Below are 23,956 nucleotides of genomic sequence, written 5' to 3' on the forward strand. Positions count from 1 at the left end.
ATGCAAGATCACCATTGGCGATGGTTAGCCTCTCTGTCAATTCCCCTGATTCTCGCCGCGTGCGGCACCACCCAGCTGTCCTCGCCTCCTTCAGAGCCGCCACCCCGGCAGGCTTCAATCCCGAAGAAACCCTCCAGCGTTCCGGCGCTCCCGCCGGCCGGTTCCGGCAAGGGCGGCTATTACAAGGATGACGGCCCCGGCGACAACATTCCGGACGGACTGCTCGACACGCCCGATGCGGAGCCGCGTGTGGAGCCGTATGCGAAAGCCACGGCCCGCCCTTACGTCGTCTTCGGCAAGAGATATACGCCGATCACCGACGAGCGCCCGTACAAGGAGCGTGGCGTGGGCAGCTGGTACGGCAAGAAGTTTCATGGCCAGAAGACCTCGTCCGGCGAGCTGTACGACATGTACAAGATGAGCGCCGCGCATCCCACCTTGCCGATTCCGTCCTATGCGCGAGTGACCAACCTCGACAACAACAGGCAGGTCATCGTGCGCGTCAACGATCGCGGACCGTTCCATTCGGGCCGCATCATTGACCTGTCGTACACCGCCGCGCTCAAGCTTGGCTACCTCGGCAAGGGCAGCGGAAAGCTGGAAGTCGAGCGCCTGCTGCCGGAGGAAATCGAACGCATGGCGAGCAACAGGCGGAGTCAGCAGGCGGAGGCGTCCGGCATCGGCACGCCGAACCGGCAGAATGGCATCCCCGCTGCGTCTGCGCCCGCGAAGGACGGCAATGCCGGAGACGTCGCCGCGGCATATGCGAATCCGCAACCCGACACCGCAGCCATCAAGCCTGCCGTCTTCAGCGCAGGCCCGTCAGCTGCGCCGGGCTTTTACATTCAGCTTGGTGCGTATGGACAGACTGCCAATGCAGAGGCTGCGCGTGTCAGGATGATGCAGATGTGGTCGAGCGCGATGCCACCGATCGAAGTGGCGGAATCCGGCGCACTTTACCGCCTGCAAAGCGGGCCGTTCGCCACGCGCGCCGAAGCGGCCGCCGCGGCACTGCAATTGCAGAATGCAGGAACGGCGAAGCCGATGATCGTGCAGCGATAGTCCGGGCGGTAGCGTCCCGCGCTTCTGCGAGTTGGTGCAAAACGCGAAGGGCAAGGCCGATCGGCGTGCGGTCATTGCCCCTTCATCTGCAAGGCCCGCTCGTACAGCGCATTCTTCTTCAACCCCGTGATCCGCGCTGCCAGCGCCGCTGCCTGTTTCACCGAGCATTCTTCCAGCAGGATGGCAAGAATGCGCTCCGCTTCCGCATCGTCCACGTCATTGGCAACGGGCGCGCCGGATACGAGGATCACGTACTCGCCCTTCTGCCGATGCGCATCCGCCGCCAGCCACGCGGCAGCGTCCTGCAATGTGCAGCGATGGATTTCCTCGAACAGCTTGGTCAGTTCGCGGGCGAACACGATCTGCCGCGTCGGCTCGAATGCGGCAGCGATCGCATCGACGGTCTCGGTGATGCGGTGCGGCGCTTCGTAGAACACCAGCGTCGCCGCCATTCCGCGCAGCGCGGCCAGCGCCGACTCGCGCTGTTTCGTCCTGGACGGCAGGAAGCCGGCAAAGTAGAAATGGTCGTTCACCAGGCCGCTCGCGGACAGCGCGCTGACCGCGGCCGATGCGCCCGGCAGAGGCAGCACCCGCAGACCCGCCTCGCGCACCGCATCGACGATGCGCGCACCCGGATCGGACACGGCGGGCGTGCCGGCGTCGGACACCAGCGCGATGCGCTGTCCCGCGCGCAGGCGCGCGATCAGCCTGGTGGCGACTTCGCGTTCGTTGTGTTCATGCGCGGCGATCAGTTCCTTGGAGAGACCGTAGCGCGTGAGCAGATGCGCCGTGTTGCGCGTGTCCTCGCAGGCAATCGCATCCGCGATCGACAGCACATTGATGGCACGCAACGTGATGTCGCCCGCGTTTCCGATCGGTGTTGCCACCACATATAATGCGGACTCGGGGTAAATCTGTTGCGGTACTTCCCGCATGATAGGCAAGGCGGCAAGCGGGTTGTCGGTGTGTTGGGTCATCGGGAGGCGAGGATGTGGTATCGATTGGCGAAGGTGTTGCTGCTTGGCGCGGCTCTCGGAGGATTGTGCCTGCCAGTGCAGTCTAATACAACCGTGTCGCCGGCAGGTGCGCGCTCCGCGCTGCCGTCATCCGTCGTTTCGTCCGTTTCACCAGTTTCGCCAGTCTCGTCCTTCTCACCCGCTCCGCTGCGAATCGCGCAAACGGACTTGTCCATTCCTCCGCCCGCCTTTGAATTTCCCTCGACCACGCCGCCGGCGCGCATTGCGCTGCTGCTGCCATTGCGCTCCGGGCCTTTGCTGCAGGCCGCCGAGGCGGTGCGCGCCGGCTTTCTGGCCGCCTGGGAGCGCGAACGCGAAGGCGTCACCGTCGATGTGATCGAAACCGGCGATGCGCCGCAGGATATTCTCGCGACATACGCGGAGGCCGCGGCGCAGCACGATATCGTGGTCGGCCCCTTGTCGCGCAGCGGCGTGACGGCGCTGGCGCAAGGCAATGCGATCAGCCGGCCCACCATTGCGCTCACGCAGCCGGAGTTGCCAACCGAGGGCGAATTGAAATTGCCGCAGCAGCTGCTGGTGATCGGATTGTCGATCGAGGACGAAGCGCGGCAGGCGGCGAACTGGGCGGCAACCGACAAGAAGGTCGGCAAGGCATTCGTGATCGCGACCGCGACCGCATGGCAGCGCCGCGCGGCCCATGCCTTTGCCGCGCAGTGGCAGCAAAAGGGCAAGGAGGCGGAAATCATCGAGTTGACCGCAAGCAGCGGCTATCTGGAAGCGAAAGGATTGTCCGAACTCAAGGGCCGGCTCCAATCCGACCAGCCCGCCGTGCTGTTCGTCGCGCTCGATGCGCGGCAGGCGCGGCAGGTGAGGGCGGCGGCCGGCAGGGAGCTTCCGCTGTACGGCACATCGCAACTGAACCCGCTTGCGTTGAGCGATTGGGAAACGGCGGAGCGCACCGGCGATCTCGATGGCGCGCGCTTTTTCGACATGCCGTGGCAATTGCAATCCGATCATCCCGCGGTCATGAGCTATGCGCATGCCGAGGCCGGCGCCGAACAGAAGCGCAGCGCCGATCTTGAACGCCTGTACGCGCTCGGCATCGACGCGTGGCGCGTCGCGCAGGCAGTCGCGGCCAAAAACAACAGCTTCGAACTGGACGGCGTCACCGGCAAATTGACGGTGCGCTTCGGTCAGGGCGCGCCGTCTTTCGTCCGCGTGCAGCAGCAGGCGGTGTATCGGCAGGGCGGCGTGGCCCCCGTGGCAAATCGCCGCTGATGGGACTCTTCGCCGCGCTCAAGCGCACGCGCACTGCCCGGCAGATCGCGGGGCAGGCCGGTGAAGACCATGCGCTGCACTATCTGCGCGAACATGGCTTGACGCTGGTCGAGCGCAATTTCCGCTGCAAGGGCGGCGAGATCGATTTGATCATGCAGGAACTGGATTCGCTGGTGTTCGTCGAGGTCAGAAAGCGCAGCGATGCCAGTCATGGAGGCGCTGCGGCCAGCGTGACGGCGCGCAAGCAGGCGCGCCTGATCATCGCCGCGCAGGTTTTCCTGCAGCGTCATGCGATGCCGCCGCCATGCAGGTTCGATGTCGTCGCCATCGACGGCGGCGAAGTCACGTGGCTGAAGAATGCCATCGAGGCATGAGCTGAACGCACTCCTGAATTGAATGTCAACAGGCCCTCGCATTCGCCCTGAATGACATCTCGCTCTCGCATGCGCGAGTGCTGAAATTTTTCCGCGCCTTGCGCATCCAATCCACAGCGCCGCGCCGCCATTTCTGGCCTGTTTGGCAACCCGCAGCGGCGAGATGAAGAATCCGTCGCTGCACTATAATCGCGAACACCATGACCAATCAAAGAATCCTCGCGCACTTCCATGAAAGTGCTGAACTAAAAGTCAAGGCCGCCGCCGTGTTGGCGCAGCCGATTTCACAAGCCGTGGAACTTATGTTCACCGCATTGTCTAACGGCAACAAGATTCTCGCGTGCGGCAACGGCGGGTCTGCTGCCGACTGCCAGCACTTCGCGGCAGAGCTGGTGGGGAGGTTTGAGCGCGAACGCCTGCCGCTGCCGGCGCTGGCGCTGACGACCGATACCTCGATCCTGACGGCGGTCAGCAACGACTACAGCTACAACGAGATCTTCAGCAAGCAGGTGCAGGCCTTCGGGCAATCGGGTGACGTGCTGCTCGCGCTGTCGACGTCCGGCAATTCGGCCAACGTGCTGGCGGCGATCGACGTCGCGCTGGAGCGCGACATGCGCATCATTGCGCTGACCGGCAAGGGCGGTGGCGCGATGGCCAAGCGGCTCACCGACGCCGACGTGCATATCTGCGTGCCGCATGACCGTACTGCGCGCATCCAGGAAGTGCACCTGCTGACAATTCATTGCATGTGCGACGGCATCGACGTCGCGTTATTTGGGGGAGATGGGAATGATTAAACGTGTCATGCGTCCTTTGGCTGCCGTCGCTTTGTGCGGCGTGGTTGCAACGAGCCTGCAGGGCTGCATCGAAATGGCCATCGGCACCGCCGTCATGGGCACGCTGGCGGCGACCGACCGCCGCACCTTCGGCGCGCAGACCGAAGACAAGGCGATCGTGGTGAAGGGCGAGACGCGCATCCCGGGCGTGGTGGGCGATGGCGGCCATGTCAATGTCTCCAGCTTCAACCGCAGGGTGCTGCTGACCGGTGAAGTCAGGGACGAGGCCATGAAGGCCGCCGTCGAACGCGAAGTCGGCACTATCGACGGCGTGCAATCCGTTATCAACGAACTGGAGGTCATGGGAGCATCGAGCTTCACATCGCGCTCCAACGATTCGCTGATCACCGGCAAGGTGAAGGCATCGTTCGTCGATTCCAAGGAACTGTACGCGAATGCGATCAAGGTTGTCACCGAGCGCGGCACGGTGTTCCTGATGGGGCGCGTGACGCAACGCGAAGGCCTGCTGGCCGGCGATGCTGCGAGCAATGTCAGCGGCGTGCAGAAGGTGGTGAAGGTATTCGACTACATTTCGGATGACGAATACAAGCGTCTGACAGCTGTCGCGGACAATCAGACCAAACAATAACCCTCGCGGCGCATCGCGCGCGGGATGATATATTTCGAGCCGCCGGACATATCGTCTCGCGGCTTTTTCATTGGGAGAGTGCCATGGTTGCAATGATCGTTTTGATCGCGATTGTCCTGCTGATCCTGTTCTGGGGTGTGGGCGCGTACAACCGCCTTGTCAGCCTGCGCAACCAGTTCAAGAATGCGTTCGCGCAGATCGATGTGCAGCTGAAGCGCCGCTACGACCTCATCCCCAATCTGGTGGAGACTGCCAAGGGCTACATGAAGCATGAGCGCGAATCGCTCGAAGCGGTCATCGCCGCGCGCAATCAGGCGGTGACGGCCAATGCGAAGGCCGGGGTCGATCTGGGCGATGCGGCAGCGGTGCGGCAGATGGCTGCGGCCGAAGGCGCGCTGACTGCGTCGCTCGGCAAGATGTTTGCGTTGTCGGAGGCGTATCCGGATTTGAAGGCGAATCAGAACATGATGCAGCTGACGGAAGAGCTGACGAGCACGGAGAACCGCATTGCATTCGCGCGACAGGCGTACAACGATGGGGTGATGCAGTACAACACCTCGCTGGAGCAGTTTCCCGGATCGATTATTGCGGGGATGTTCGCGTTCAGGGCGGGGGAGTTGTTGCAGGCGACCGAGTCTCCTGAGGAGCGCAAGGCGGTGAAGGTGACGTTTTGAGTTGTTGGGGGTGAGGTCTCTCGTTCGAATTCACCGCTACAGCTGTCACTTGTGGAGTGATGTGAAGCGCATACTTTGGGCGCCTCTTCGTGGTGGCAGGCCGGGGGTGGCCCGGCGGCCAGTCACTTTTCTTGTCTCGCCAAGAAAAGTAACCAAAAGAAGGCGACCGCAAGACGCTGCCCCTTCGGGGTTCCCGCGAAAGACATGCGCCAAGCGGGAAGCGAAACCAACTCGCCCTGCGGGCTCAAACATGTTTCGCTTCTTTTTCCGCTTGGCGCATGTCTTTCGCGGCAGCGTCCGAGCGGGACTGCAAAAAGCATCCCGCACGAGCGGCGTCAGCAATAGTCAATCGCACACGATGTTTGCGCATGTTTCCATGCTGTCCGCCAGGACTTCATGTCGCAGGGTCCTTGCATGAATTTCTTCGAGCACCAGCACCAGGCGCGTCGCCAGACCCGCACGCTGATCATCCTGTTCGTGCTTGCGGTGATCGCCATCGTCATTGCGGTGAACGTCGCGATGACGATGATCTGGAGTCTGTCGCAGGGTGGATATTCTTCGCATCCCGATTTCTACCCGAAAGGGTTTTTCGCCACCAACACGCTGGTGACGCTTGCCTTGATCGGCGTCGGCACGCTGATCGAAACCTTCAATCTGCGCGATGGCGGCGAGGCGGTGGCGAAGATGGCGGGCGGTCGATTGGTGTCGCCGGCATCGCAGGACTTGCAGGAGCGGCGCTTGCTGAACGTGGTGGAGGAAATGGCGATCGCGGCGGGCATTGCCTGTCCCAGAGTCTATGTGCTCGACAAGGAAGATGCGATCAATGCCTTCGCCGCCGGCCACAACCAGAACGAAGCCGTGGTCGCGGTGACGCGCGGCACGCTCAACCGGCTGACACGCGATGAATTGCAGGGCGTCGTTGCGCACGAGTTCAGTCATATCCTGAACGGTGACATGCGCTTGAACATACACCTGATCAGCGTGCTGTTCGGCATCCAGATGATTGCGGGCTTCGGCCAGCATCTCATGCATTTCGGCGCGCGCGTGCGGACTGCGCGCGACAGCAACGACAAGGGACTGTCCGCGCAGGTGATCCTGCTGGCGATCGGCTTCGCCTTGTTTGTGATCGGCTATATCGGCATCATCTTCGGCCGCCTGATCAAGTCCGCCGTGTCGCGCCAGCGTGAGTTCCTTGCCGATGCGAGTGCAGTGCAATTCACGCGCAACGCGGATGGCATCGGCGGCGCGTTGCGCAAGATCGGCGGTCTGTCGCGCACGATGGAATCGGGTTCGCGGATCCGTCATCCGAATGCCGAGCAACTGTCGCACCTGTTTCTCGGCGCGCCCAGGCCCGTCCTGTTCGGCGGCTGGTTCTCCACGCACCCGCCGATGAAGGAGCGCCTGCGCCGCATCTACGGCAGGCATGTCGAGCCACTCGATGCGCCGGAAATGGCAAGCGGCTATGCGGGCAATACCGAAACCTTGCCCGACATTCCCTATGTCGCCGCCGGCCTGGCTGCGAGTGATGCATCCCTCTCATCGGTCGCGTTTGGCAATGATGCAGAGCGACAGGAACCCTTGCCGCAGGAACTGGCGAGCGCGGTACGCGAGCCGCAGGCGGCGTGTTGCGTGGTCTATGCGTTATTGCTCGGCAGCGATGACGAGCGCCGCGCGCAGTTCGCACTGTTGCAAGCCGATATGCCGCAGCGGCTTTCCTTCATCGTCTTTCTCGCCGATGCGATCGCACGCCTTCCGCAAAGCGCGCGCCTGCCGCTGCTGGACCTGGCGATGCCTGCGCTCAAGCAGTTGAAGGGGGATGAGCGTGCGAAGCTGTTGACGACTGTCGATCGCTTGATCGCGGCAGACAACAGAATCGTGCTCGCGGAGTTCGTGTTGCAGACGGTGCTGACGCGTCGCCTTGGCATGCATGCCGGACGAGCAACGCCGATCCGTTACAACCGGCTCGGGGTGATCAGAGACGATTGCGTCGCATTGGCGTCGCTGCTTGCGCATGTCGCCGCGTCCGCGATGAACGAGATGCCTGCGCAGGCATTCATGCGCGGTGCCGCGCATGACCCGGAACTCGGCCTGTCCGCCGCCGATCTGGTGGATGTCCGGGCGCTCGGATTCGAGCGAGTCAAAACGGCGCTGGACCATGCCAATGAGCTGGCGCCTCTCGTCAAACCCGCCTTGATCAAGCTGTTGCTGGCAATCGCCGGCGGGCGCGAGCCGATGCCGGTGGCGCTTGCCGACTTGCTGCGCGCGATATGCGCGGCGATCGATGCGCCGATTCCGCCGGCGGTGGCGGCAACATATACGGCGTATCATTGGTGAGCCCTTGTGCATCCCGCCATTCGTCGGGGATCGATCTCAATCATTCAGGAATCAACATGCGAACAAGCTTGAAAGTCCTTTGCGCGGCCGCATTCGCGCTGCTTCTGAACACGGCACTGGGCGCGCACGCTTTTGCGGCCGAACAGGTCAAGGTCGTATATCACCTGGCCGATGGCATCGACCAGGCGGCGCGCGCCATGGCGAACATCCGCAATCACTTGCGTGCCGAGCCGGACACCAGAATCGTCGTCGTCGGCAACGGCGATGGCATCAGGTTCCTGCTGGCGGGAGCGAAGGAACGCAGCGGCAGGCCGTTCGATGCGCAAGTGAAGAATCTTGCCGCACAGGGCGTGGAATTTCGCGTGTGCACCAACACGCTGACTTCGCACGATATTCCTGAATCGCAATTATTGCCCGAGGCAAAACTGGTGCCGTCGGGTGTGGTCGAAGTGGCACGTTTGCAGGCGAAGGAAGGCTACGTGTATCTGCGGCCGTAGCGTCTTGTCCGCGTAGCGGCGCGCAGCATGCGTGCGGCACGCCGACTATAATGATGCTCCTGTCCGGATTGAATGCTATTGGTGAAACTGATGGACCCGAATATCTCGCCCGCCCCTCGTAAGCGCACATGGATCAAGCTGCTTGCAACAGTGTTTGCAATTGCCGTTGCGGCAATCGGCTACTTTTCCGTATCGCAGCGCACGACCGCTCCCGATGTCACCTTCACCAGCCTGAATGGCGAAAAAACCAGCATGCAAAGCCTGCGCGGCAAGGTCGTCATGGTGAATTTCTGGGCGACGTCGTGCGCAACATGCGTCAAGGAAATGCCGGACATGGTGCAGACGTATAACAAATACAAGGACAAGGGGCTGGATTTCGTCGCGGTGGCGATGAGCTACGATCCTCCCAACTATGTGCTCAACTATGCGCAAACCCGCAATCTGCCATTCAAGGTCGCGCTCGATACGCAAGGCGATCTGGCGAAGTCGTTTGGCGATATCAAGCTGACACCGACCACTTTCGTGATCGGCAAGGACGGCACCATCATCAAGCGTTATCTGGGCGAACCGGATTTCAATGCCTTGCACCAGTTGCTGGAAAAGGAACTGGCGGCATAACTTGAAAAAGGCGCTTCCTGGCGCCTTTTTTATTCAATGCGGGATTTGCGCTGTTGGTTCCGGCCCGGCAAAACCCTCCCTCAGGCGCACTTCTCTTCGCTTCGCGAGGCTCGTCCGCCCGCAGGAGCGTGTCCCCTCAATTGATCGGCATTGCCGGATTCTGAAATGGAACCCCGGCCGCATTGCAACGACTCAATATCAGTTCGTCATTTTTCGTGAATTCGGAATGGTGCGCATCCATGCGAGGGCCATTCGCTTTCGAGGGGAAACGCCATGAATGCAAGCGTGTCAGGTTTTCGAGGCGGCCACCGCAACGTGATATGGAAACTGCTTGCGGCGCTGGTCTTGCTCTTTCTTTGCGCTCCGGTGTTTACACATGATCCGCTTGCTCTGCCGGATTGCAATATCCCGCTCAAGGCGGCATCACCCCTTGAGCGCGCTGGTCACGCCTGCTGCGGATAGTGGGGTCGCTGCCCATCTCGAACGATAGTGTGAAGCGGCGCGTGCAGCTGTCTCATGCACGAGAACGGGCCGTCGATACTGCATTCCGGCGCGACCGCGTTGAGATGGGGGCTGCCTTGCGGAGAAAAAAGCGGGATCGCCGGTAAACCGACGATCCGAGCCTGGCGCGGCGCTGACTTTGTCCTATTGATCGGTCACACCACGCCCGCACCATGCGCCTGCTGGTCGGCGTGGTAGGAGCTGCGCACCATCGCGCCGACCGCGGCGTGGACAAAGCCCATCTTGTAGGCTTCTTCCTCGTACATCTTGAATGTGTCGGGATGCACGTAGCGGCGCACCGGCAGGTGGTCGCCGGACGGCATCAGGTACTGGCCGATGGTCAGCATGTCGACATCATGCGCGCGCATGTCGCGCATGACTTGCAGGACTTCCTCGTCGGTTTCGCCGAGGCCGACCATGATGCCGGATTTGGTCGGCGTGTCGGGATGCAACGCCTTGAATCGCTTCAGCAGATTCAGTGAGTACTCGTAATCCGATCCGGGACGCGCTTCCTTGTAGAGACGCGGCGCCGTTTCCAGATTGTGGTTCATCACATCGGGTGGCGCGGCCTTCAGGATTTCCAGCGCGCGGTCCATGCGGCCGCGGAAATCGGGCGTGAGGATTTCGATGCGGGTGGCCGGCGACAGTTCGCGCACACGGCGGATGCAGTCGGCGAAATGGCCCGCGCCGCCGTCGCGCAAGTCGTCGCGGTCGACCGAGGTGATCACGACGTAATTGAGCTTGAGCGCGGCGATGGTTTTTGCGAGATTTTCCGGCTCGTTCGGATCGAGCGGATCGGGCCGGCCGTGGCCGACGTCGCAGAACGGGCAGCGGCGCGTGCACTTGTCGCCCATGATCATGAAGGTCGCGGTGCCCTTGCCGAAGCATTCGCCAATGTTGGGGCAGGAGGCTTCCTCGCACACCGTCACCAGATTGTTGGCGCGCAGGATGTCCTTGATTTCGTAGAAGCGGGTCGATGGCGATGCGGCCTTGACGCGGATCCAGTCCGGTTTCGCGAGCTTTTCTGCCGGGATGATCTTGATCGGGATGCGCGCGGTTTTGCCGGCGCCTTTCTGCTTGTCGCTCGGATTGTAGTTCGAGGATGCGAGTGGGGTCTTCTCGGTGGTCATGAGGTGTGGATCGCTTCGTCATCGGAGGTTCCCGCGCATGCCGGAACGTCCGCAAAAAGGGTCAGGCCTTCAACAAATTCGTCAGGTTGCCGGCAAGCGCCAATTGCACTTCCTGCAAGGGCGCTTCGATGCCCATGGTCTTCATGTCAACGGTTGCCAATCCTTCGTAGCCGCAGGGATTGATCCATGAAAACGGTGTCAGGTCCATCGCGACATTCAGCGACACGCCGTGGTAGGTGCAGCCGTTGCCGCGGACTTTCAGGCCGAGTGCGGCGATTTTCGCGCCTTGCCAGGGGCCGTTGCCGGACAGGTAAATACCCGGCGCGCCAGCCTTGCGTTCACCCGCCAGATTATACGCCGCCAGGGTGTCGATCACAGCCTGCTCGATCTTGTGCACGAATTCGCGGGCGAACACGCGCGCGCCGGGGCGGTTGCGGCGCAGGTCCATCAATAGATAAATGATCACTTGTCCCGGACCGTGATAGGTCACCTCGCCGCCGCGATCCGTCTGCACCACGGGGATGCCGTGCGGGTTCAGCACGTGCGCCGGATCGGCGCCAAGGCCGAGCGTGAAGACCGGCGGGTGCTCGACGATCCACAGTTCGTCGGGAGTATCGCGGTCGCGGCTGTCGGTGAAGGCGCGCATCGCGGCGAAGGTGCTTGCGTAGTCTTCCGTGCCGCGATGGATGATGGCTGGTGTGTGCATGCGGGAAGTTTACCGAAACATCGCGCGACGCGCCTTGTTGCTATCGATGAGCCTTCGATGTTGAAGTGATACCATCGTCGCAGAGTGGCAGGTTGGCATCGCGTCGTACGCGGACCGCGAGGCTTTCAATATTGATGAAGGAATGAACAATGAGCGCCAAGCACATCGCTCTCATTTACACCGGCGGCACGATCGGCATGGCGAGAACTGACAAGGGATACGCGCCGATGAAGGACTTCGCCGCGGTGCTGTCGAAACTCCTGCATCCGGTGTCCGGCGCGATGCCGCGCTACACCTTGCACGAGTATGCGACGCCGATCGACAGCACCAATGCGGTGCCCGAAGACTGGCAGCGCATAGCGCGCGACATTGCCGCGCGCTATCACGAGCACGACGGCTTCGTCGTGCTGCACGGCACCGATACCATGGCCTACACGGCATCGGCGCTGTCCTTCATGCTGCAGGGTTTGCGCAAGCCGGTGATCGTGACCGGGTCGCAAATCCCGCTGGGCGAGGTGCGCTCGGACGCGGCGCAAAACCTGATCACCGCCATGCAGCTGGCCGCATCCGATCAGATCAGCGAAGTCGCGATCTATTTCAATCAGCGCCTGCTGCGCGGCAATCGCGCCACCAAGACCAGCGCCAGCCGCATGCAGGCCTTCGACAGTCCGAACTATCCGTGGCTGGCCGAAGCGGGCATCGATCTCCGGCTGAATGCGTCGGTGCTGTTGCCGCGCGCGGCCGGCGAAAAATTCGAGACGCCGGCGTATGCGCATGGACGCGTTCTGCCGGTGCGCTTCGTGCCCGGCATGCCGGTGCGGCTCGTGCAGGCGATGCTCGACCTCGATCCGCAGGCATTGATTCTGCAAGGCTACGGCGCGGGCAATGTGCCGGATCGCGACAGTGCCTTGTTCGACGTGCTCAGGCGCGCGCATGAAAGCGGCGTGGTGCTGGTCGCATGCAGCCAGTCACTGCATGGTGAGGTTGCCCTCGGTACGTACGCGACGGGTTCCATGCTGGAGTCGGCCGGTGCCATCGGCGCAATGGACATGACTTTCGAGGCGATCTTCGCCAAGCTGCATCATCTGTTTGCCCTCGGGATGTCAGCGCAAGAGATACGGATGGCGTTCCTCCAGGACATCAGTGGCGAACTGGCTGCTTAAACGAGGTGTGTCCGGTGGAATTTTCCGGTCAACGATGCCGGGGGCCAGTTAGCGATCAAGGATAAGTATGCGACCGAAGCGGGTCACGATTAAGAAAGGCGTCTTATCAATATTTCTTTTGTTGATAGCTGCCGCTATTTGGAATCTCTACGAACTACCGACTTCAATTGACGAGGCGATATTCAGGTATCAGCTTTCGGCGCGAGCCGTCTCAGGCTCGGCGAATATAAAACTGGCTGAATTAATGCCGGGCGGCTGGGAACTTGTTTGCGATAGCCATGGCTATGATGGCGACTTGTATTTGGCGCGTTACCGAAAAACATATCCGCCAGCCGCGCCTCCACAGGATGGTGTTTGGGGACTGTTGTTCGTGTCGAGCGATGGTTCGGCGAAATATGCTGTCGGTACATGTCGACTTGATGGTGTGCGGATCGACGTTCGAGGATGCGCTGCAAGAGATGCTTCAGTACTCATGCTACGTGAAAACAGAGGCCGTGATTGCCGCGAGTATGCGCGACTGGAGTAATTTGTGGCATCAACAAATCAATCAACCGGGCCGCGTGGTGTGTGCCCGTCATCTCAGCGATAAAAATCAATTCCACCATGTCCTTCTTCAAAGACCTTTCCCTGTCTGCCATCATCGCCGGCTTCGTCACGGTGCTGGTCGGCTTCACCAGTTCCGCCGTCATCGTCTTCCAGGGTGCGCATGCCGTCGGTGCGACGCCGGCCCAGCTTGCGTCGTGGATGTGGGCGCTGGGCATCGGCATGGGGCTGACCTGCATTCTCCTGTCGCTGCGCTACAGGATGCCGGTGGTCACCGCATGGTCCACGCCGGGCGCGGCGATGCTGATCACCGGCGCGGCAGGCGTCTCGATCGGCGAGGCGACTGGCGCATTCCTGGTGTCGGCCGCGATGATTGCCCTGTGCGGCTTTTCCGGCTGGTTCGAGCGCGCGATCAATCGGATTCCGGTGTCGATCGCGTCCGGCATGCTGGCCGGCGTTTTGTTGCGCTTCGGACTCGATGTATTCGTGGCGATGAAGACGCAGTTCACGATGGCGTTCGCCATGTTCTGCACCTATCTCGTGATGCGACGCACATCATCGCGCTATGCGGTGGTCGCCACGCTGGGCGTGGGCATCGCGATTGCCGCCGCATCGGGCCTGCTGCGGATGGAGGGCGTGCATCTGGAGTTCGCGAAACCGGTATTCGTCGCGCCGCAGTTTTCGCTGGCCGCGCTGATCGGCATCGCGCTGCCCCTGTTCGTGGTGACCATGGCGTCGCAAAACGTGCCGGGCGTCGCGGTGATTCGCGCATCGGGCTATACGCTGCCGATTTCGCCGGTGATCGGCTGGACCGGTGTGGTCAACCTGCTGCTCGCGCCGTTCGGTGCATTTGCGCTGAATCTGGCGGCGATCACGGCGGCGATCTGCATGGGGCGCGAGGCGCACGAGGATCCGGCGCGACGCTATGTCGCGGCGGTGTTTGCCGGCGTGTTCTATCTGTTGATCGGCTTGTTCGGTGCAACGGTCGGTGCGCTGTTCGCGGCCTTCCCGAAGGAACTGGTGATGGCTGTGGCGGGACTCGCCTTGTTCGGCACGATAGGCAACGGACTGGCGGCGGCCATGAGCAACGAGAAGGAGCGCGAACCCGCGCTGGTCACCTTCCTGGTGACGGCGTCGGGCGTGACCCTGTTCGGCGTCGGTTCGGCGTTCTGGGGATTGGTTGCGGGCGTGATGGCGATCGTGGTCTTGCAGGCCGGCCGTCGCCACTTTCCCTGGTTCACCGCTGCCGACAGGGATGCGAAATAGCCTGCGCGCCTTCACAAGAAAGCGCGCAGTGTAATGCGGCTGCGCATAACCTTCTGCGCGCTCATTCCTGCTGTGCGGCAGAGGGTTGCAAGCGGATCGTTGCCGCTGTTGCGTCGGCATTCGTTGGCGTAAACAAGTGCGCAAAGGAAAAGGCGAATTCGCTTTCGCCGTTGATCTGCAGATGCCGCAGTCGTTCCTTCGCTTCCTCGACGGTGGGGACGTGGCCGGCATCGATCCACCACATTGCCATGTAGGCATCGCCGAAGCGTTCGAACCAGGACTTGCGCTCACGCAGGACTTCGGTGTGCGCACTGCGGTAGACGAATTGCCGGAGATGTTCGGGCGTTTCCCACACGGACAGATTGACGATGATGCGTTCGTCGGCGTACGGCTGCAGCGAGGTCGCGTTGCCTTCCTCCGTTTTCAGTCGCCACACGAAACCCGGACTGGCCTCGGCCAGTGCGTTGATGCGGTCGAGCTGCGCAACGAAGCCGGCCATCACCGGATCGTCCATCGCGCCGCGGGCGCGTCCGATGTTGACTTGCGCAAGATGTTTCTTGTCATGCATGGTTTGCTCCCTCTTCTGTTTTTTCAAACCGCTATTGCAACAAAGCCCCCGGCTCGCGCCGAGGGCTTGTTCAATCCTTGCTGGAGTTGCACGTCACAGATGTTGCTGCACCGTCAGCCGCTCATTTAACCACTCATTTGCATTGAGCGAGAGCGGGGCGTTGCAAGGTTGCCTGTGCGTTTTTCCTGTACGCAAAGCGTTGCACCAAACCGGCCAGTTGCGTTGCGAGTTTCGCTCCCGGCGATTGCGGACGCTCGATGCGCACTTCAAGGTTGCCCTTGGCGGGATCGGCCTCGACTACCGTCAATTGTCCGGGGATGGTTTGCAGTGCATTGCCGGCGGACAACCAGTAGTCATGCGACACGCCTTCCATTGTCACCCAGGCGCGACCGCGCACGATGCGCAGGGTCTGGCCCTGTTTTGCAATGCCGGAGCTGGCTTGTCCGGCCGGGATGACGAGCGCCTTGTTTGTGAATAAGTCTCTCATGATCTACACTCCTGAAATGGCTGGCGGGGATGCCTTTGCACGGGGAGATTCGAATTAATCTCTCATGCACAGAGCCATTCTAGTTCGCGAGTGCGGACTTTCTAAACGATATCTTTTCCACGTTCTTGCTAATTTCATTCACATATGGCGGACTTGCGCAGACTACCCAACCTGGCCGCGTTGCGCGCCTTCGAGGCCGCCGCGCGGCATGAGAATTTCACGCGGGCGGCGGAGGAAATTCACGTCACCCATGGCGCGATCAGCCATCAGGTGCGGGCGCTGGAGGAAGAACTGGGAGTGACGTTGTTCGTGCGGCACGGCAAGCGGATTGCGATCACGCCGGAGGGCGAACGCTTTGCCGACACGCTGCGCCGCGCCCTGACCGACATCGCGGCCGCGGCTGAAGTGCTGCAGGCAAGTTCCAGGCAGAAACGGCTCACGATCACGTCCTTGTCGTCCTTCGCCGCGCGCTGGCTGTCGCCGCGCCTGGGGCAATTCATCGAACGCTATCCCGATCTCGAAGTGATGCTGCAATCGAGCAATCACCTGACCGATTTCGTGCGCGAATCGGTCGATGTCGGCATCCGCTTCGGGCGCGGTCACTATCCCGGCCTCACGGTGGAGAAATTGATGGACGATTACTACTACCCGGTGGCAAGTCCGCGCTTCAATCGCGGCAAGCTGCCGAAGACGCCGCAGCAATTGGTGAAGAGCACGCTGCTGCGGTGCGACGGCGAGCCGTGGGAGCCATGGTTCCGCGCGGCGGGAATCGAGGCGGCCGAGCCGACCGGCGGGCTGGTGTTCGAGGATTCGTCGATGCTGGTGCGGGCCGCGGCGGAGGGGCATGGCATCGCGCTGGCGCGCTTCGCCATCGTCGCCACCGAAATCGAATCGGGCGAACTCGTTCGTCTCTCCGATATTGCGGTGAAGTGTCCGAGTTCCTACTACTTCGTCTGCCCGCCTGGCGCATTGCAGAAACCGCAAGTGCAAGCTTTCCGCACCTGGCTGTTTGACGAGATCGCGAAACTCAAGATGCCGACGACCGGTGTGCTATAGAACCACTTTCACCATCGGATGCGAGGACAGCGCGCGGTACAGATTGTCGAGCTGTTCGCGGCTGGTGGCGCGCACCGTGACCGTCAGCGACAGGTAAGTGCCCTTGCTCGATGGACGCATTTCCATCTTGCCGGAATGAAAGGTCGGGTCGTGCTGCACGACGACATCCACCATCGTTTGCGCAAAGGCGTCCTGCATCACGCCCATGATCTTGATCGGGAAGTCGCTCGGATATTCGATCAGCGTTTCGCGAGGATTGTCGGCAGGTTTGTCGGAAGCTTGTGTCATGGCATCAATTCTCTGAGTATGAAACGACGCGTGGTCCCGATTTGCACCGGGACCACGCACTTGAGGGATGCCTGTATTTTACGCCGCTGGGTTTTTTATGCCTTGGCCGCCTGGTAGGCCGCATGCAGCTTGCGGAAGACCGGGCCCGGCTTGCCGCTGCCGATGGTCTGGCCGTCGATCGTCACGACAGGCAGCACTTCCTTCGAGGCCGAGGTCAGCATCACTTCATCGGCGGCGAACACTTCCTCGCGCGCGATGCGACGGACCTCGAGCGGCACGCCGCATGCCGCCGACAATTCCTCCATCAAGCCGTAGCGGATGCCTTCGAGGATCAGATTGTCCTTCGGCGGTCCCATCAGCGTGCCGTTCTTGACGATCCACACGTTCGAGGCCGAGGCTTCGGTCAGGAAGCCGTCGCGGAACTGGATCGTTTCCACCACGCCGCTTTGCGCTGCTTCCTGCGCCGCCAGCACGTTGCCGAGCAGCGACACCGACTTGATTTCACAACGCAGCCAGCGCTTGTCTTCCATCGAAATGCAGGGCACGCCTTTTTCCACCACTGCGGCCGACGGCGGCACCAGCGGATTGGTCATGATGAACACGGTCGGCGTCATCTCTTGTGGAAAGGCATGGGCGCGCTTGGCAACGCCGCGCGTGACTTGCAGGTAGATCAACTGGTTGTCGGCGGGATAGGCCTTCTCGACCTTGCCGATCAGTTCCATCCACTCCTGTTCGGTATGTGGATTGGGAATGCCGATCGATGCGAGGCTGCGGAACAGGCGCGCCATGTGCTGCTTCGCACGAAATAACTTTCTTGCATACATAGGGATGACCTCGTACACGCCATCGCCGAAAATGAAGCCGCGATCGAGGACAGGAATCTTCGCTTCAGACAGAGGCGTCAGTTCGCCGTTGAGGTAAACGAGGGGGTCTTGCATGACGGCTTTCCTTGGTAATTGGTGATGAAGCATTTTTGCACAATCAACGCGGGGGATTATGCAAAATACGTATGCGTGGATGCTTGTCAGCGAGCATTCCGGCCAGGCGCGTGAGCAGGCCTGGATGCGTCATGACCGAGCTTGGGGGCCGCGCCATACGAATTGTTGTCGGTGTCGGAATCCTGCGCAAGCCATCGGCAACGATCAAGCGAATGCGCCGATCGTTCTCTCCACCGCCGCGCGCACCGAACCACTGGTGACGAAGCTGTGCGCCGTCACGATGTCGGCGTGGAACCAGCGGTCGCCGTCGAGGCAGGCCGGGATCTGGCGACGCACCTCGTCGTAGGCGGCCTGCGTTCCCTTGCCAAGCACGAAGCCGGGCAGGAGCGATTCGGTCATCGTCAAGCCTTGCGCCGCCAGCAGCATTTCGACGCCGACGATGTACTGCGTGTTGGCGACCACGGTGGCCGCCTTGCGCGCGCACCAGGTCGAGTTGGACACATGGTCTTCGCTGTTGCCTTTCGCGGGAATGCTGTCGACGCTGCCCGGCATGCACAGCGTGCGGTTTTCCATCACCAGCGCGCTCATCGAACATTGCACGACTGGATAGCCGGTGTTGACGCCGCGAATGCCGCTCATCAGGTTGCGCGGCAAGCCCCACGACAGCGTCGGGTCGATCAGGCGCGCGATGCGGCGTTCGCACATGCTGCCGAGATCGGCGATGGCCATCGCCAGCAAGTCCATCGCCTGCGCCAGATACTGGCCGTGAAAATTGCCGCCGGAAATGATCTCGAAGCCGCCGCCGTCCTTGCCAAAGATCAGGGGATTGTCTGTGGCGGAATTGATTTCCTTGTCGACGATGTTGTCGATGTAGTCCAGCGCATCGAACACCGGGCCGTACACCTGGGGCGCGCAGCGCAGCGAGTACACGTCCTGGATGCGCGGCGTGTAGGGAATGTCGGTGCGCCGTGATTCCTCGGGGAACTGCACGGCGCGCGCGTCGTGCGTGGTGCGCGTCGAGCCGGCCAGCAGCTGGCGGACGATGGCGGCGGCCTTGATCTGTCCGGCATGCGGCCGCGCCCGGTGGATGCGTTCGTCGAAGGCGGACATGTCGGCGCGCAGCGCTTCCAGCGTCAGTCCCAGCGACAGGCAGGCATCCGCCAGCAGATTGCGCGCATCGTGCGCGGCCAGCACCGCGACCGCGAGCGAGACTGTGCAACCGTTGATCAGGGCGGAGGCATCCTTGGCCTTCAGCTCGAACGTGACCGGGCCGATCTGCGCTTCGGCAATGGCCTGCGGCGCGGGCATGCGCCGCCCCTGGTACATCACCTCCGCTTCCTCGAAACCGGCAATGGCCGCTGCCAGATAGGACAGCGGCGCGAGGTCGCCGGATGCGCCGACCGAACCCTTCTGCGGCATCACGGGATGGATGCCGGCGTTGAGGAAGGCCAGCAGGCGCTCCACCACCTCGACGCGCGGCGCCGAATAGTTGGAGGCGAAGGCATTCGCGCGCAGCAGCATGGTCGCCCGGCTCACCTCTTCGGAGAAGGGTTCACCCAGGCCGGCGGCATGCGCCTTGATCATCTGGGTCTGGAACAGGCCGATATGCTCGACCTTGATGCGGGTGTCTTTCAGCAGGCCGACGCCGGTATTGAAGCTGTACATCATCGGCGCTTCGTCATGCATCCAGGTTGATTCGATGTAGTCGCGGCTTTGCTGCAAGGCGTCGCGCGAGGAGGGTGCCAGGCCGACCTTCATGCCCGGATCGCGCGCAATCGCGATCACTTGTTCCGCGCTCAGGGTGAAGCCGTCGATAAGAATTGTGGTCATGGTGGTTCCAGTCAATGTCCGGTAAGCGTGTGCGTTGGATGTTCCGCGTCATGGCGCGGCATGAAGTTTTCCACGAAGCGGCTGAACACGGCGGCTGCCTGCGCCGCATCGTCCGCCGTCATGATTTCGTCCGGATGGTGGCTGATGCCGCCGTTGCCGCAGCGCACGAAGAGCATCGCGACATCGGTCAGCGCGGCGATCGCCATTGCATCATGTCCCGCGCCCGACGGCAGATGGCGGACCGGCAGGTCGAAGGCGGCAATCGCCGCGCCCAGCTGCTGCTGCAGCCAGGGGGCGCAGGGCACGCTCCCGGCCGCATGGGTCGGATTGACCTCCAATCGGACATTGCGCCGCTCGGCAATCTGCTCCATTGCGTCCAGCACATCGCGTACCGCTGCCAGGCGCACGGTGTCGCTCTCGGCGCGGATGTCGATGGTGAACACCGCCATGCCGGGAACGACGTTCGCCGCGCCGTTCGGCACATTCCATTGCCCGACCGTGCCGACCAGCCCCGGCACGCCGGAACAGCGCTTCTCGATGTACAGCCCGATTTCCGCCGCCGCCATCGCGGCGTCGCGGCGCAGGTGCATCGGCACCGTGCCCGCATGGCCGGCAAGGCCGATTGCGCTGACCAGGAAGCGCGATGCGCCGGAGATGGCGGTGACGATGCCCAGTGGAAGGTTTTCTTCCAGCAGCACTGGCCCTTGCTCGATATGCACTTCGATGAAGGCGAGCACCTGTTCCTTCGTGTACGCGGCCTGCGGCAGCGCCTGCGCATCCAGTCCCGACGCAGTCAGCGCCTCGCGCATGGTTTGTCCCTGCTCGTCGCACTTGTCCAGCACGGCCGTATCGAAGGTGCCGGCGACGGCGCGGCTGCCCAGCAGGGTAGCCTTGAAGCGCACGCCTTCTTCCTCCGCGAAAGCAATCACCTCGATCGCGAAGGGGAAGCGGCGCTGCTGCCGGTGCCATTCCGCGATGCAGGCGAGCGGCAGCAGGATGCCGAGAGTGCCGTCGTACTTGCCGGCATCGCGCACCGTGTCGAAATGCGATCCGGTCAGCAGTGCCGGCGCATCCGGCACGATGCCTTCGTAACGGCCGATGACATTGCCTGCCGCATCGCGCCGCACCTGCATGCCGGCCTCGCGCATCCATTGCGCGAGCTGCTCTGCCGCGTGCGCGTGCGCCGGCGTCAGGTAGGTGCGCGTCAGCAGGCCGGGCACCTCGCTGTGGCGGCCCAGTTCGTCGGCCCATCGCATGATGGTTGCGCCCTGGTCTGTTGCCTGAGTCATCGTCGTTCCCTGGAGTCAGTGTGGATGGTTATAGGGATGGATTCAAAGAGAGAATGTACACAATGCCGTCGCGCATCAGGTGAAGTCAATGTCGCGCCATGGATGTTTCATGGATGTTTAATGGGAGAGTGAAATGCCGTTCACTCAAGTTGCAGGTCCGCGAGCAGAACCCTGATGACGCCTGATCAGCATGTCAGCAAGGCGGCGATCAGGTCGCTTTCACGATTGGCCTCCGCGCAGCCGTCCTCCATGTCTCCCTGCACATGAGCAAGATGATGCAAGGTCATTTCAATGGCGCGCTCGACATCGCCGGCTCTGGCTGCCTCGATAATCCGGGCATGTTCATCCGATGAGCACGTCGCGCCATCGTCGCTCTGATGCCGCATCGCGGTCAGGGCGGTGCGCGCCGTCAGTTTCTTCAGAATGTTGAGCAAGACCTGGTTGCCGACGATCTCGGCAAGCAGGGTGTGAAATTCCGCCAGCAGTTTTGCGCGCAAACGGACATCGCGCGCAGCAAGTGCTTCCCGTTCGCGTGCCATGTGCTCATCCAGGCGCCGATAGTCGGCGCTCTGTGCCTTCTGTGCAAATTCGCGCACGAGCGCGACCTCCAGAATGCGGCGCACCTCGAAAATTTCCCGCACTTCATCCTTGCTCAAACGGCTCACGCTGGCGCCCTTTTCGGGAGCGATTTCGATCAGTTCATCCTTGGCGAGCATGAGCAGCGCGGCGCGAATTTTCGTGCGGCTCACCGAATAGACTTTCGCCAGCGCCTCTTCCTTGAGTTTGGTGCCGGGCGGGAGTCGGCCTTCGACAATCGCATTCGCGATGTCGTTGGCGATTTCATCGGAAGATTTCGCAACGGCAGCAACAGGTTGATTCGGCATGACTGGGAAGCTCGTTCTTGAGGCGTTGATGGATGTCAGGAAATCGAACCGACAAAGCTGGCAAGTTCGGGCGTGGACGGCGCGCTGAACAAGGCTTTGGGCGAGCCGTGTTCATGCACTTTTCCTTGATGCATGAACACGAGCTGATCGCCGACTTCGCGTGCGAAGCGCATCTCGTGCGTCACCATGATCAAGGTCATGCCATCCTCGGCCAGTTTGCGCACGACGCTCAACACCTCGTTGACCAGTTCGGGGTCGAGCGCCGACGTGATCTCGTCGCACAGCAGCACCTTCGGCGACATGGCGAGCGCCCGCGCGATGGCGACCCGTTGCTGCTGCCCTCCCGAGAGCTGGTCCGGGTAGTAATCGAATTTGTCGCTGAGGCCGACCTTTTCCATCATGTCCCGTGCGATCGATTCCGCTTCTTTTTTTGCCATCCGTTTGACCACGGTCAGGGAAAGCATCACATTCTGTCCGGCTGTCAGATGCGGATACAGATTGAACTGCTGGAAGACCATGCCGACCTTCAGCCGCAAGTTGCGCAAATTGCTTTGCCCGACCGTGATGCGTTCGCCATCGACATCGAGCGTCCCCTCATCGAAACTTTCCAATCCGTTGATGGTGCGCAGCAAGGTGCTTTTGCCGGAGCCGCTGCGGCCGATGATCGCCATCACTTCGCCTTCCCGCACGCTCAGGTCGATGCCCTTGAGAACGTGCAGGTCGCCGAATCGCTTGTGCAGACCGTTAATGCTGACGAGTGACATTCATCTTCCTTTCAAGCTTGCCTGCATAAACAGACAGCGGGAAACACAACAGAAAATACATCAGTGCCACCAGGCCGAACACCGTGAATGGCGCAAACGTGGCATTGGCAATCATCGTTCCGGCCTTGGTCAATTCCACGAAGCCGATGATCGACGTGACCGCCGTGCCTTTCACGACCTGGACCGAGAACCCGACGGTAGGCGGTATCGCAATACGCAGTGCCTGCGGCAGGATGACGTGCCGCATCTGTTCGAAGTAAGTCATCGCCAGGCTGGAGGATGCCTCCCACTGGCCGCGTGGAATCGCCTCGACGCAGCCACGCCAGATTTCGGCCAGATAGGCGCTGGTAAACAGCGTGAGCGCCAGTCCCGCAGCGAGCCAGGGCGACACATCGACTCCCAGCAGCGCCACGCCGAAAAACAGCAGGAACAGCTGCATCAACAGAGGCGTGCTTTGAAACACTTCAATATAAGCGCGGCTGATCGTGCGCAACGCGCGGCTCTTCGATGTTCGCATGAGCAGCAGTCCAAGCCCGACCAGGCCGCCGCCGAGGAAGGCGACGATGGACAGAACGATCGTCCATCGCGCCGCGATCAGCAGGTTGCGCAGGATGTCCCATGTGCTGAAGTCGCTCATCATGACCTCCTTGCGATCACGTGGCGTCCGAACAGGACAAGCAGATGCCGAAGCAGCAGTGCGAGCATGAAGTACAGCGCAGTGGCGATCAGATAGATTTCAAATGCCCGGAAATTGCGGGACTGGATGAAGTTGGCGCCGAACGTCAGCTCTTCCGCCGAAATCTGCGAACACACCGAAGAGCCCAGCATGACGATGATGATCTGGCTGGAGAGTGCCGGCCAGATTTTGGCAAGCGCCTGCCGCAGGACGACGTGACGAAAAATCTGGAAGCGCGACATGGCCAATGCCGACGCCGCCTCGATCTGCCCTTTCGGCACCGCTTCAATCCCGGCCCGAATGATCTCCGTGCTGTACGCGCCGAGATTGATGATCATGGCCAGCGTGGCCGCCTGCCATTCGTTAAGCTGCACGCCAAGACCAGGCAAGCCGAAGAACACGAAAAACAGCTGAACGATGAAGGGCGTGTTGCGAATCAGCTCCACATAGCCCGCATAGAGCTGCGCAAGGCCCGGCAACTTCCAGGCGCGGGAGACCGCGCCCAGGATGCCGACCGCCAAGCCGAGCACGGTTCCGGCCGCCGTCAGGCGCAGCGTGCCGAGTATCCCGTTGACGAGATACTCGCGGTATTCCCAGATGCTGCCGAAATCAAAAAGATAATCCATGA

General features: G+C 61.7%; 26 protein-coding genes. 13 read left to right on the top strand and 13 right to left on the bottom strand.

What is annotated here, in order from left to right; genetic code table 11:
• On the top strand, positions 1 to 1,062 hold the full coding sequence (locus D3870_RS01365; RefSeq protein ID WP_119741510.1) for a septal ring lytic transglycosylase RlpA family protein: 1,062 nt from the start codon (positions 1 to 3) through the stop codon (positions 1,060 to 1,062).
• Positions 1,063 to 1,133: 71 nt separating this feature from the next.
• Here the strand turns inward: D3870_RS01365 and rsmI are convergent, their stop codons facing one another.
• Positions 1,134 to 2,039: a 16S rRNA (cytidine(1402)-2'-O)-methyltransferase gene (gene rsmI / locus D3870_RS01370; RefSeq protein WP_242489814.1), complete on the bottom strand. Its 906-nt coding sequence runs from the start codon at positions 2,037 to 2,039 to the stop codon at positions 1,134 to 1,136.
• Positions 2,040 to 2,246: 207 nt separating this feature from the next.
• Between rsmI and D3870_RS01375 the strand changes: the two genes are divergently transcribed.
• The 8 genes from D3870_RS01375 to D3870_RS01410 all read left to right on the top strand — a co-directional run bounded on the left by D3870_RS01375 (position 2,247) and on the right by D3870_RS01410 (position 9,239).
• The gene (locus tag D3870_RS01375) at positions 2,247 to 3,317 is read left to right on the top strand and encodes a penicillin-binding protein activator (protein ID WP_242489815.1); all 1,071 of its coding nucleotides are present in this window, start codon (positions 2,247 to 2,249) and stop codon (positions 3,315 to 3,317) included.
• On the top strand, positions 3,317 to 3,691 hold the full coding sequence (locus D3870_RS01380; RefSeq protein WP_119736046.1) for a YraN family protein: 375 nt from the start codon (positions 3,317 to 3,319) through the stop codon (positions 3,689 to 3,691). The genes D3870_RS01375 and D3870_RS01380 overlap by 1 nt, the downstream gene beginning before the upstream one ends.
• 200 nt (positions 3,692 to 3,891) lie before the next feature.
• Complete coding sequence (locus D3870_RS01385; protein ID WP_119736048.1) at positions 3,892 to 4,488, top strand: phosphoheptose isomerase; 597 nt, start codon at positions 3,892 to 3,894, stop codon at positions 4,486 to 4,488.
• Positions 4,481 to 5,116 (top strand): BON domain-containing protein, encoded by a 636-nt coding sequence (locus D3870_RS01390; RefSeq protein WP_422879632.1) that lies wholly within the window; start codon positions 4,481 to 4,483, stop codon positions 5,114 to 5,116. Before D3870_RS01385 ends, D3870_RS01390 begins: the two co-directional genes overlap by 8 nt.
• An 83-nt stretch (positions 5,117 to 5,199) precedes the next feature.
• Positions 5,200 to 5,790: a LemA family protein gene (locus D3870_RS01395; protein WP_119736052.1), complete on the top strand. Its 591-nt coding sequence runs from the start codon at positions 5,200 to 5,202 to the stop codon at positions 5,788 to 5,790.
• A 414-nt stretch (positions 5,791 to 6,204) separates the two neighbouring features.
• Positions 6,205 to 8,124 (top strand): M48 family metallopeptidase, encoded by a 1,920-nt coding sequence (locus tag D3870_RS01400; protein WP_119736053.1) that lies wholly within the window; start codon positions 6,205 to 6,207, stop codon positions 8,122 to 8,124.
• 56 nt (positions 8,125 to 8,180) lie between these two features.
• A complete protein-coding gene (locus D3870_RS01405) occupies positions 8,181 to 8,621 on the top strand; it encodes a DsrE family protein (RefSeq protein WP_119736055.1) in 441 nt (146 codons plus the stop codon).
• Between the two features lie 72 nt (positions 8,622 to 8,693).
• Positions 8,694 to 9,239, top strand: coding sequence for a peroxiredoxin family protein (locus D3870_RS01410; protein WP_242489816.1), 546 nt, complete (start codon positions 8,694 to 8,696; stop codon positions 9,237 to 9,239).
• Between the two features lie 656 nt (positions 9,240 to 9,895).
• Here D3870_RS01410 and lipA read toward each other — a convergent pair.
• Together lipA and lipB are read right to left on the bottom strand one after the other, a co-directional pair.
• Positions 9,896 to 10,870, bottom strand: coding sequence for a lipoyl synthase (gene lipA, locus D3870_RS01415; protein ID WP_119736056.1), 975 nt, complete (start codon positions 10,868 to 10,870; stop codon positions 9,896 to 9,898).
• A gap of 61 nt (positions 10,871 to 10,931) precedes the next feature.
• Entirely contained in the window at positions 10,932 to 11,576 is a 645-nt protein-coding gene (gene lipB / locus D3870_RS01420; protein WP_119736058.1) for a lipoyl(octanoyl) transferase LipB, read from the bottom strand.
• A gap of 149 nt (positions 11,577 to 11,725) precedes the next feature.
• Here lipB and D3870_RS01425 point away from each other — a divergent pair, with 149 nt between their 5' ends.
• The 3 genes from D3870_RS01425 to D3870_RS01430 all read left to right on the top strand — a co-directional run bounded on the left by D3870_RS01425 (position 11,726) and on the right by D3870_RS01430 (position 14,548).
• Positions 11,726 to 12,739, top strand: a complete 1,014-nt coding sequence (locus D3870_RS01425; protein WP_119736060.1) for a type I asparaginase — start codon at positions 11,726 to 11,728, stop codon at positions 12,737 to 12,739.
• Positions 12,740 to 12,806: 67 nt separating this feature from the next.
• A complete protein-coding gene (locus D3870_RS21900; RefSeq protein ID WP_147375681.1) occupies positions 12,807 to 13,265 on the top strand; it encodes a hypothetical protein in 459 nt (152 codons plus the stop codon).
• Positions 13,266 to 13,324: 59 nt separating this feature from the next.
• Entirely contained in the window at positions 13,325 to 14,548 is a 1,224-nt protein-coding gene (locus D3870_RS01430; protein ID WP_119741515.1) for a benzoate/H(+) symporter BenE family transporter, read from the top strand.
• Positions 14,549 to 14,609: 61 nt separating this feature from the next.
• On the opposite strand, the gene D3870_RS01435 is transcribed toward D3870_RS01430, so the two are convergent.
• Together D3870_RS01435 and D3870_RS01440 are read right to left on the bottom strand one after the other, a co-directional pair.
• Positions 14,610 to 15,116 carry a DUF3291 domain-containing protein gene (locus tag D3870_RS01435; RefSeq protein WP_119736062.1) on the bottom strand — a complete coding sequence of 169 codons (507 nt, stop codon included), beginning with the start codon at positions 15,114 to 15,116 and terminating at the stop codon, positions 14,610 to 14,612.
• Positions 15,117 to 15,249: 133 nt separating this feature from the next.
• Positions 15,250 to 15,603 (bottom strand): DUF2917 domain-containing protein, encoded by a 354-nt coding sequence (locus tag D3870_RS01440; RefSeq protein ID WP_119736064.1) that lies wholly within the window; start codon positions 15,601 to 15,603, stop codon positions 15,250 to 15,252.
• 144 nt (positions 15,604 to 15,747) lie between these two features.
• On the opposite strand from D3870_RS01440, the gene D3870_RS01445 reads away from it, so the two are divergent.
• Positions 15,748 to 16,659: a transcriptional regulator GcvA gene (locus tag D3870_RS01445; RefSeq protein ID WP_119736065.1), complete on the top strand. Its 912-nt coding sequence runs from the start codon at positions 15,748 to 15,750 to the stop codon at positions 16,657 to 16,659.
• On the opposite strand, the gene D3870_RS01450 is transcribed toward D3870_RS01445, so the two are convergent.
• From D3870_RS01450 to D3870_RS01485, 8 genes are all read right to left on the bottom strand, one after another.
• Positions 16,654 to 16,947: a DUF493 family protein gene (locus tag D3870_RS01450; protein WP_119736067.1), complete on the bottom strand. Its 294-nt coding sequence runs from the start codon at positions 16,945 to 16,947 to the stop codon at positions 16,654 to 16,656. The two genes, D3870_RS01445 and D3870_RS01450, sit on opposite strands and share 6 nt — an antisense overlap.
• A gap of 95 nt (positions 16,948 to 17,042) precedes the next feature.
• Entirely contained in the window at positions 17,043 to 17,885 is an 843-nt protein-coding gene (locus D3870_RS01455; protein ID WP_119736069.1) for a D-amino acid aminotransferase, read from the bottom strand.
• Positions 17,886 to 18,089: 204 nt separating this feature from the next.
• Positions 18,090 to 19,715 (bottom strand): HAL/PAL/TAL family ammonia-lyase, encoded by a 1,626-nt coding sequence (locus tag D3870_RS01460; RefSeq protein ID WP_119736071.1) that lies wholly within the window; start codon positions 19,713 to 19,715, stop codon positions 18,090 to 18,092.
• Positions 19,716 to 19,726: 11 nt separating this feature from the next.
• The gene (locus tag D3870_RS01465) at positions 19,727 to 21,004 is read right to left on the bottom strand and encodes an allantoate amidohydrolase (RefSeq protein ID WP_119736073.1); all 1,278 of its coding nucleotides are present in this window, start codon (positions 21,002 to 21,004) and stop codon (positions 19,727 to 19,729) included.
• A gap of 185 nt (positions 21,005 to 21,189) precedes the next feature.
• A complete protein-coding gene (locus D3870_RS01470) occupies positions 21,190 to 21,888 on the bottom strand; it encodes a GntR family transcriptional regulator (RefSeq protein WP_119736075.1) in 699 nt (232 codons plus the stop codon).
• 35 nt (positions 21,889 to 21,923) lie between these two features.
• Positions 21,924 to 22,652 carry an amino acid ABC transporter ATP-binding protein gene (locus D3870_RS01475; RefSeq protein WP_119736076.1) on the bottom strand — a complete coding sequence of 243 codons (729 nt, stop codon included), beginning with the start codon at positions 22,650 to 22,652 and terminating at the stop codon, positions 21,924 to 21,926.
• The gene (locus tag D3870_RS01480; protein WP_119741517.1) at positions 22,633 to 23,289 is read right to left on the bottom strand and encodes an amino acid ABC transporter permease; all 657 of its coding nucleotides are present in this window, start codon (positions 23,287 to 23,289) and stop codon (positions 22,633 to 22,635) included. The genes D3870_RS01475 and D3870_RS01480 overlap by 20 nt, the downstream gene beginning before the upstream one ends.
• Entirely contained in the window at positions 23,289 to 23,954 is a 666-nt protein-coding gene (locus tag D3870_RS01485; RefSeq protein WP_119736078.1) for an amino acid ABC transporter permease, read from the bottom strand. Before D3870_RS01485 ends, D3870_RS01480 begins: the two co-directional genes overlap by 1 nt.
• Between the last annotated feature and the right edge of the window lie 2 nt (positions 23,955 to 23,956).

The organism is Noviherbaspirillum cavernae (genome assembly GCF_003590875.1).
GTDB classification, from domain to species: domain Bacteria; phylum Pseudomonadota; class Gammaproteobacteria; order Burkholderiales; family Burkholderiaceae_D; genus Noviherbaspirillum; species Noviherbaspirillum cavernae.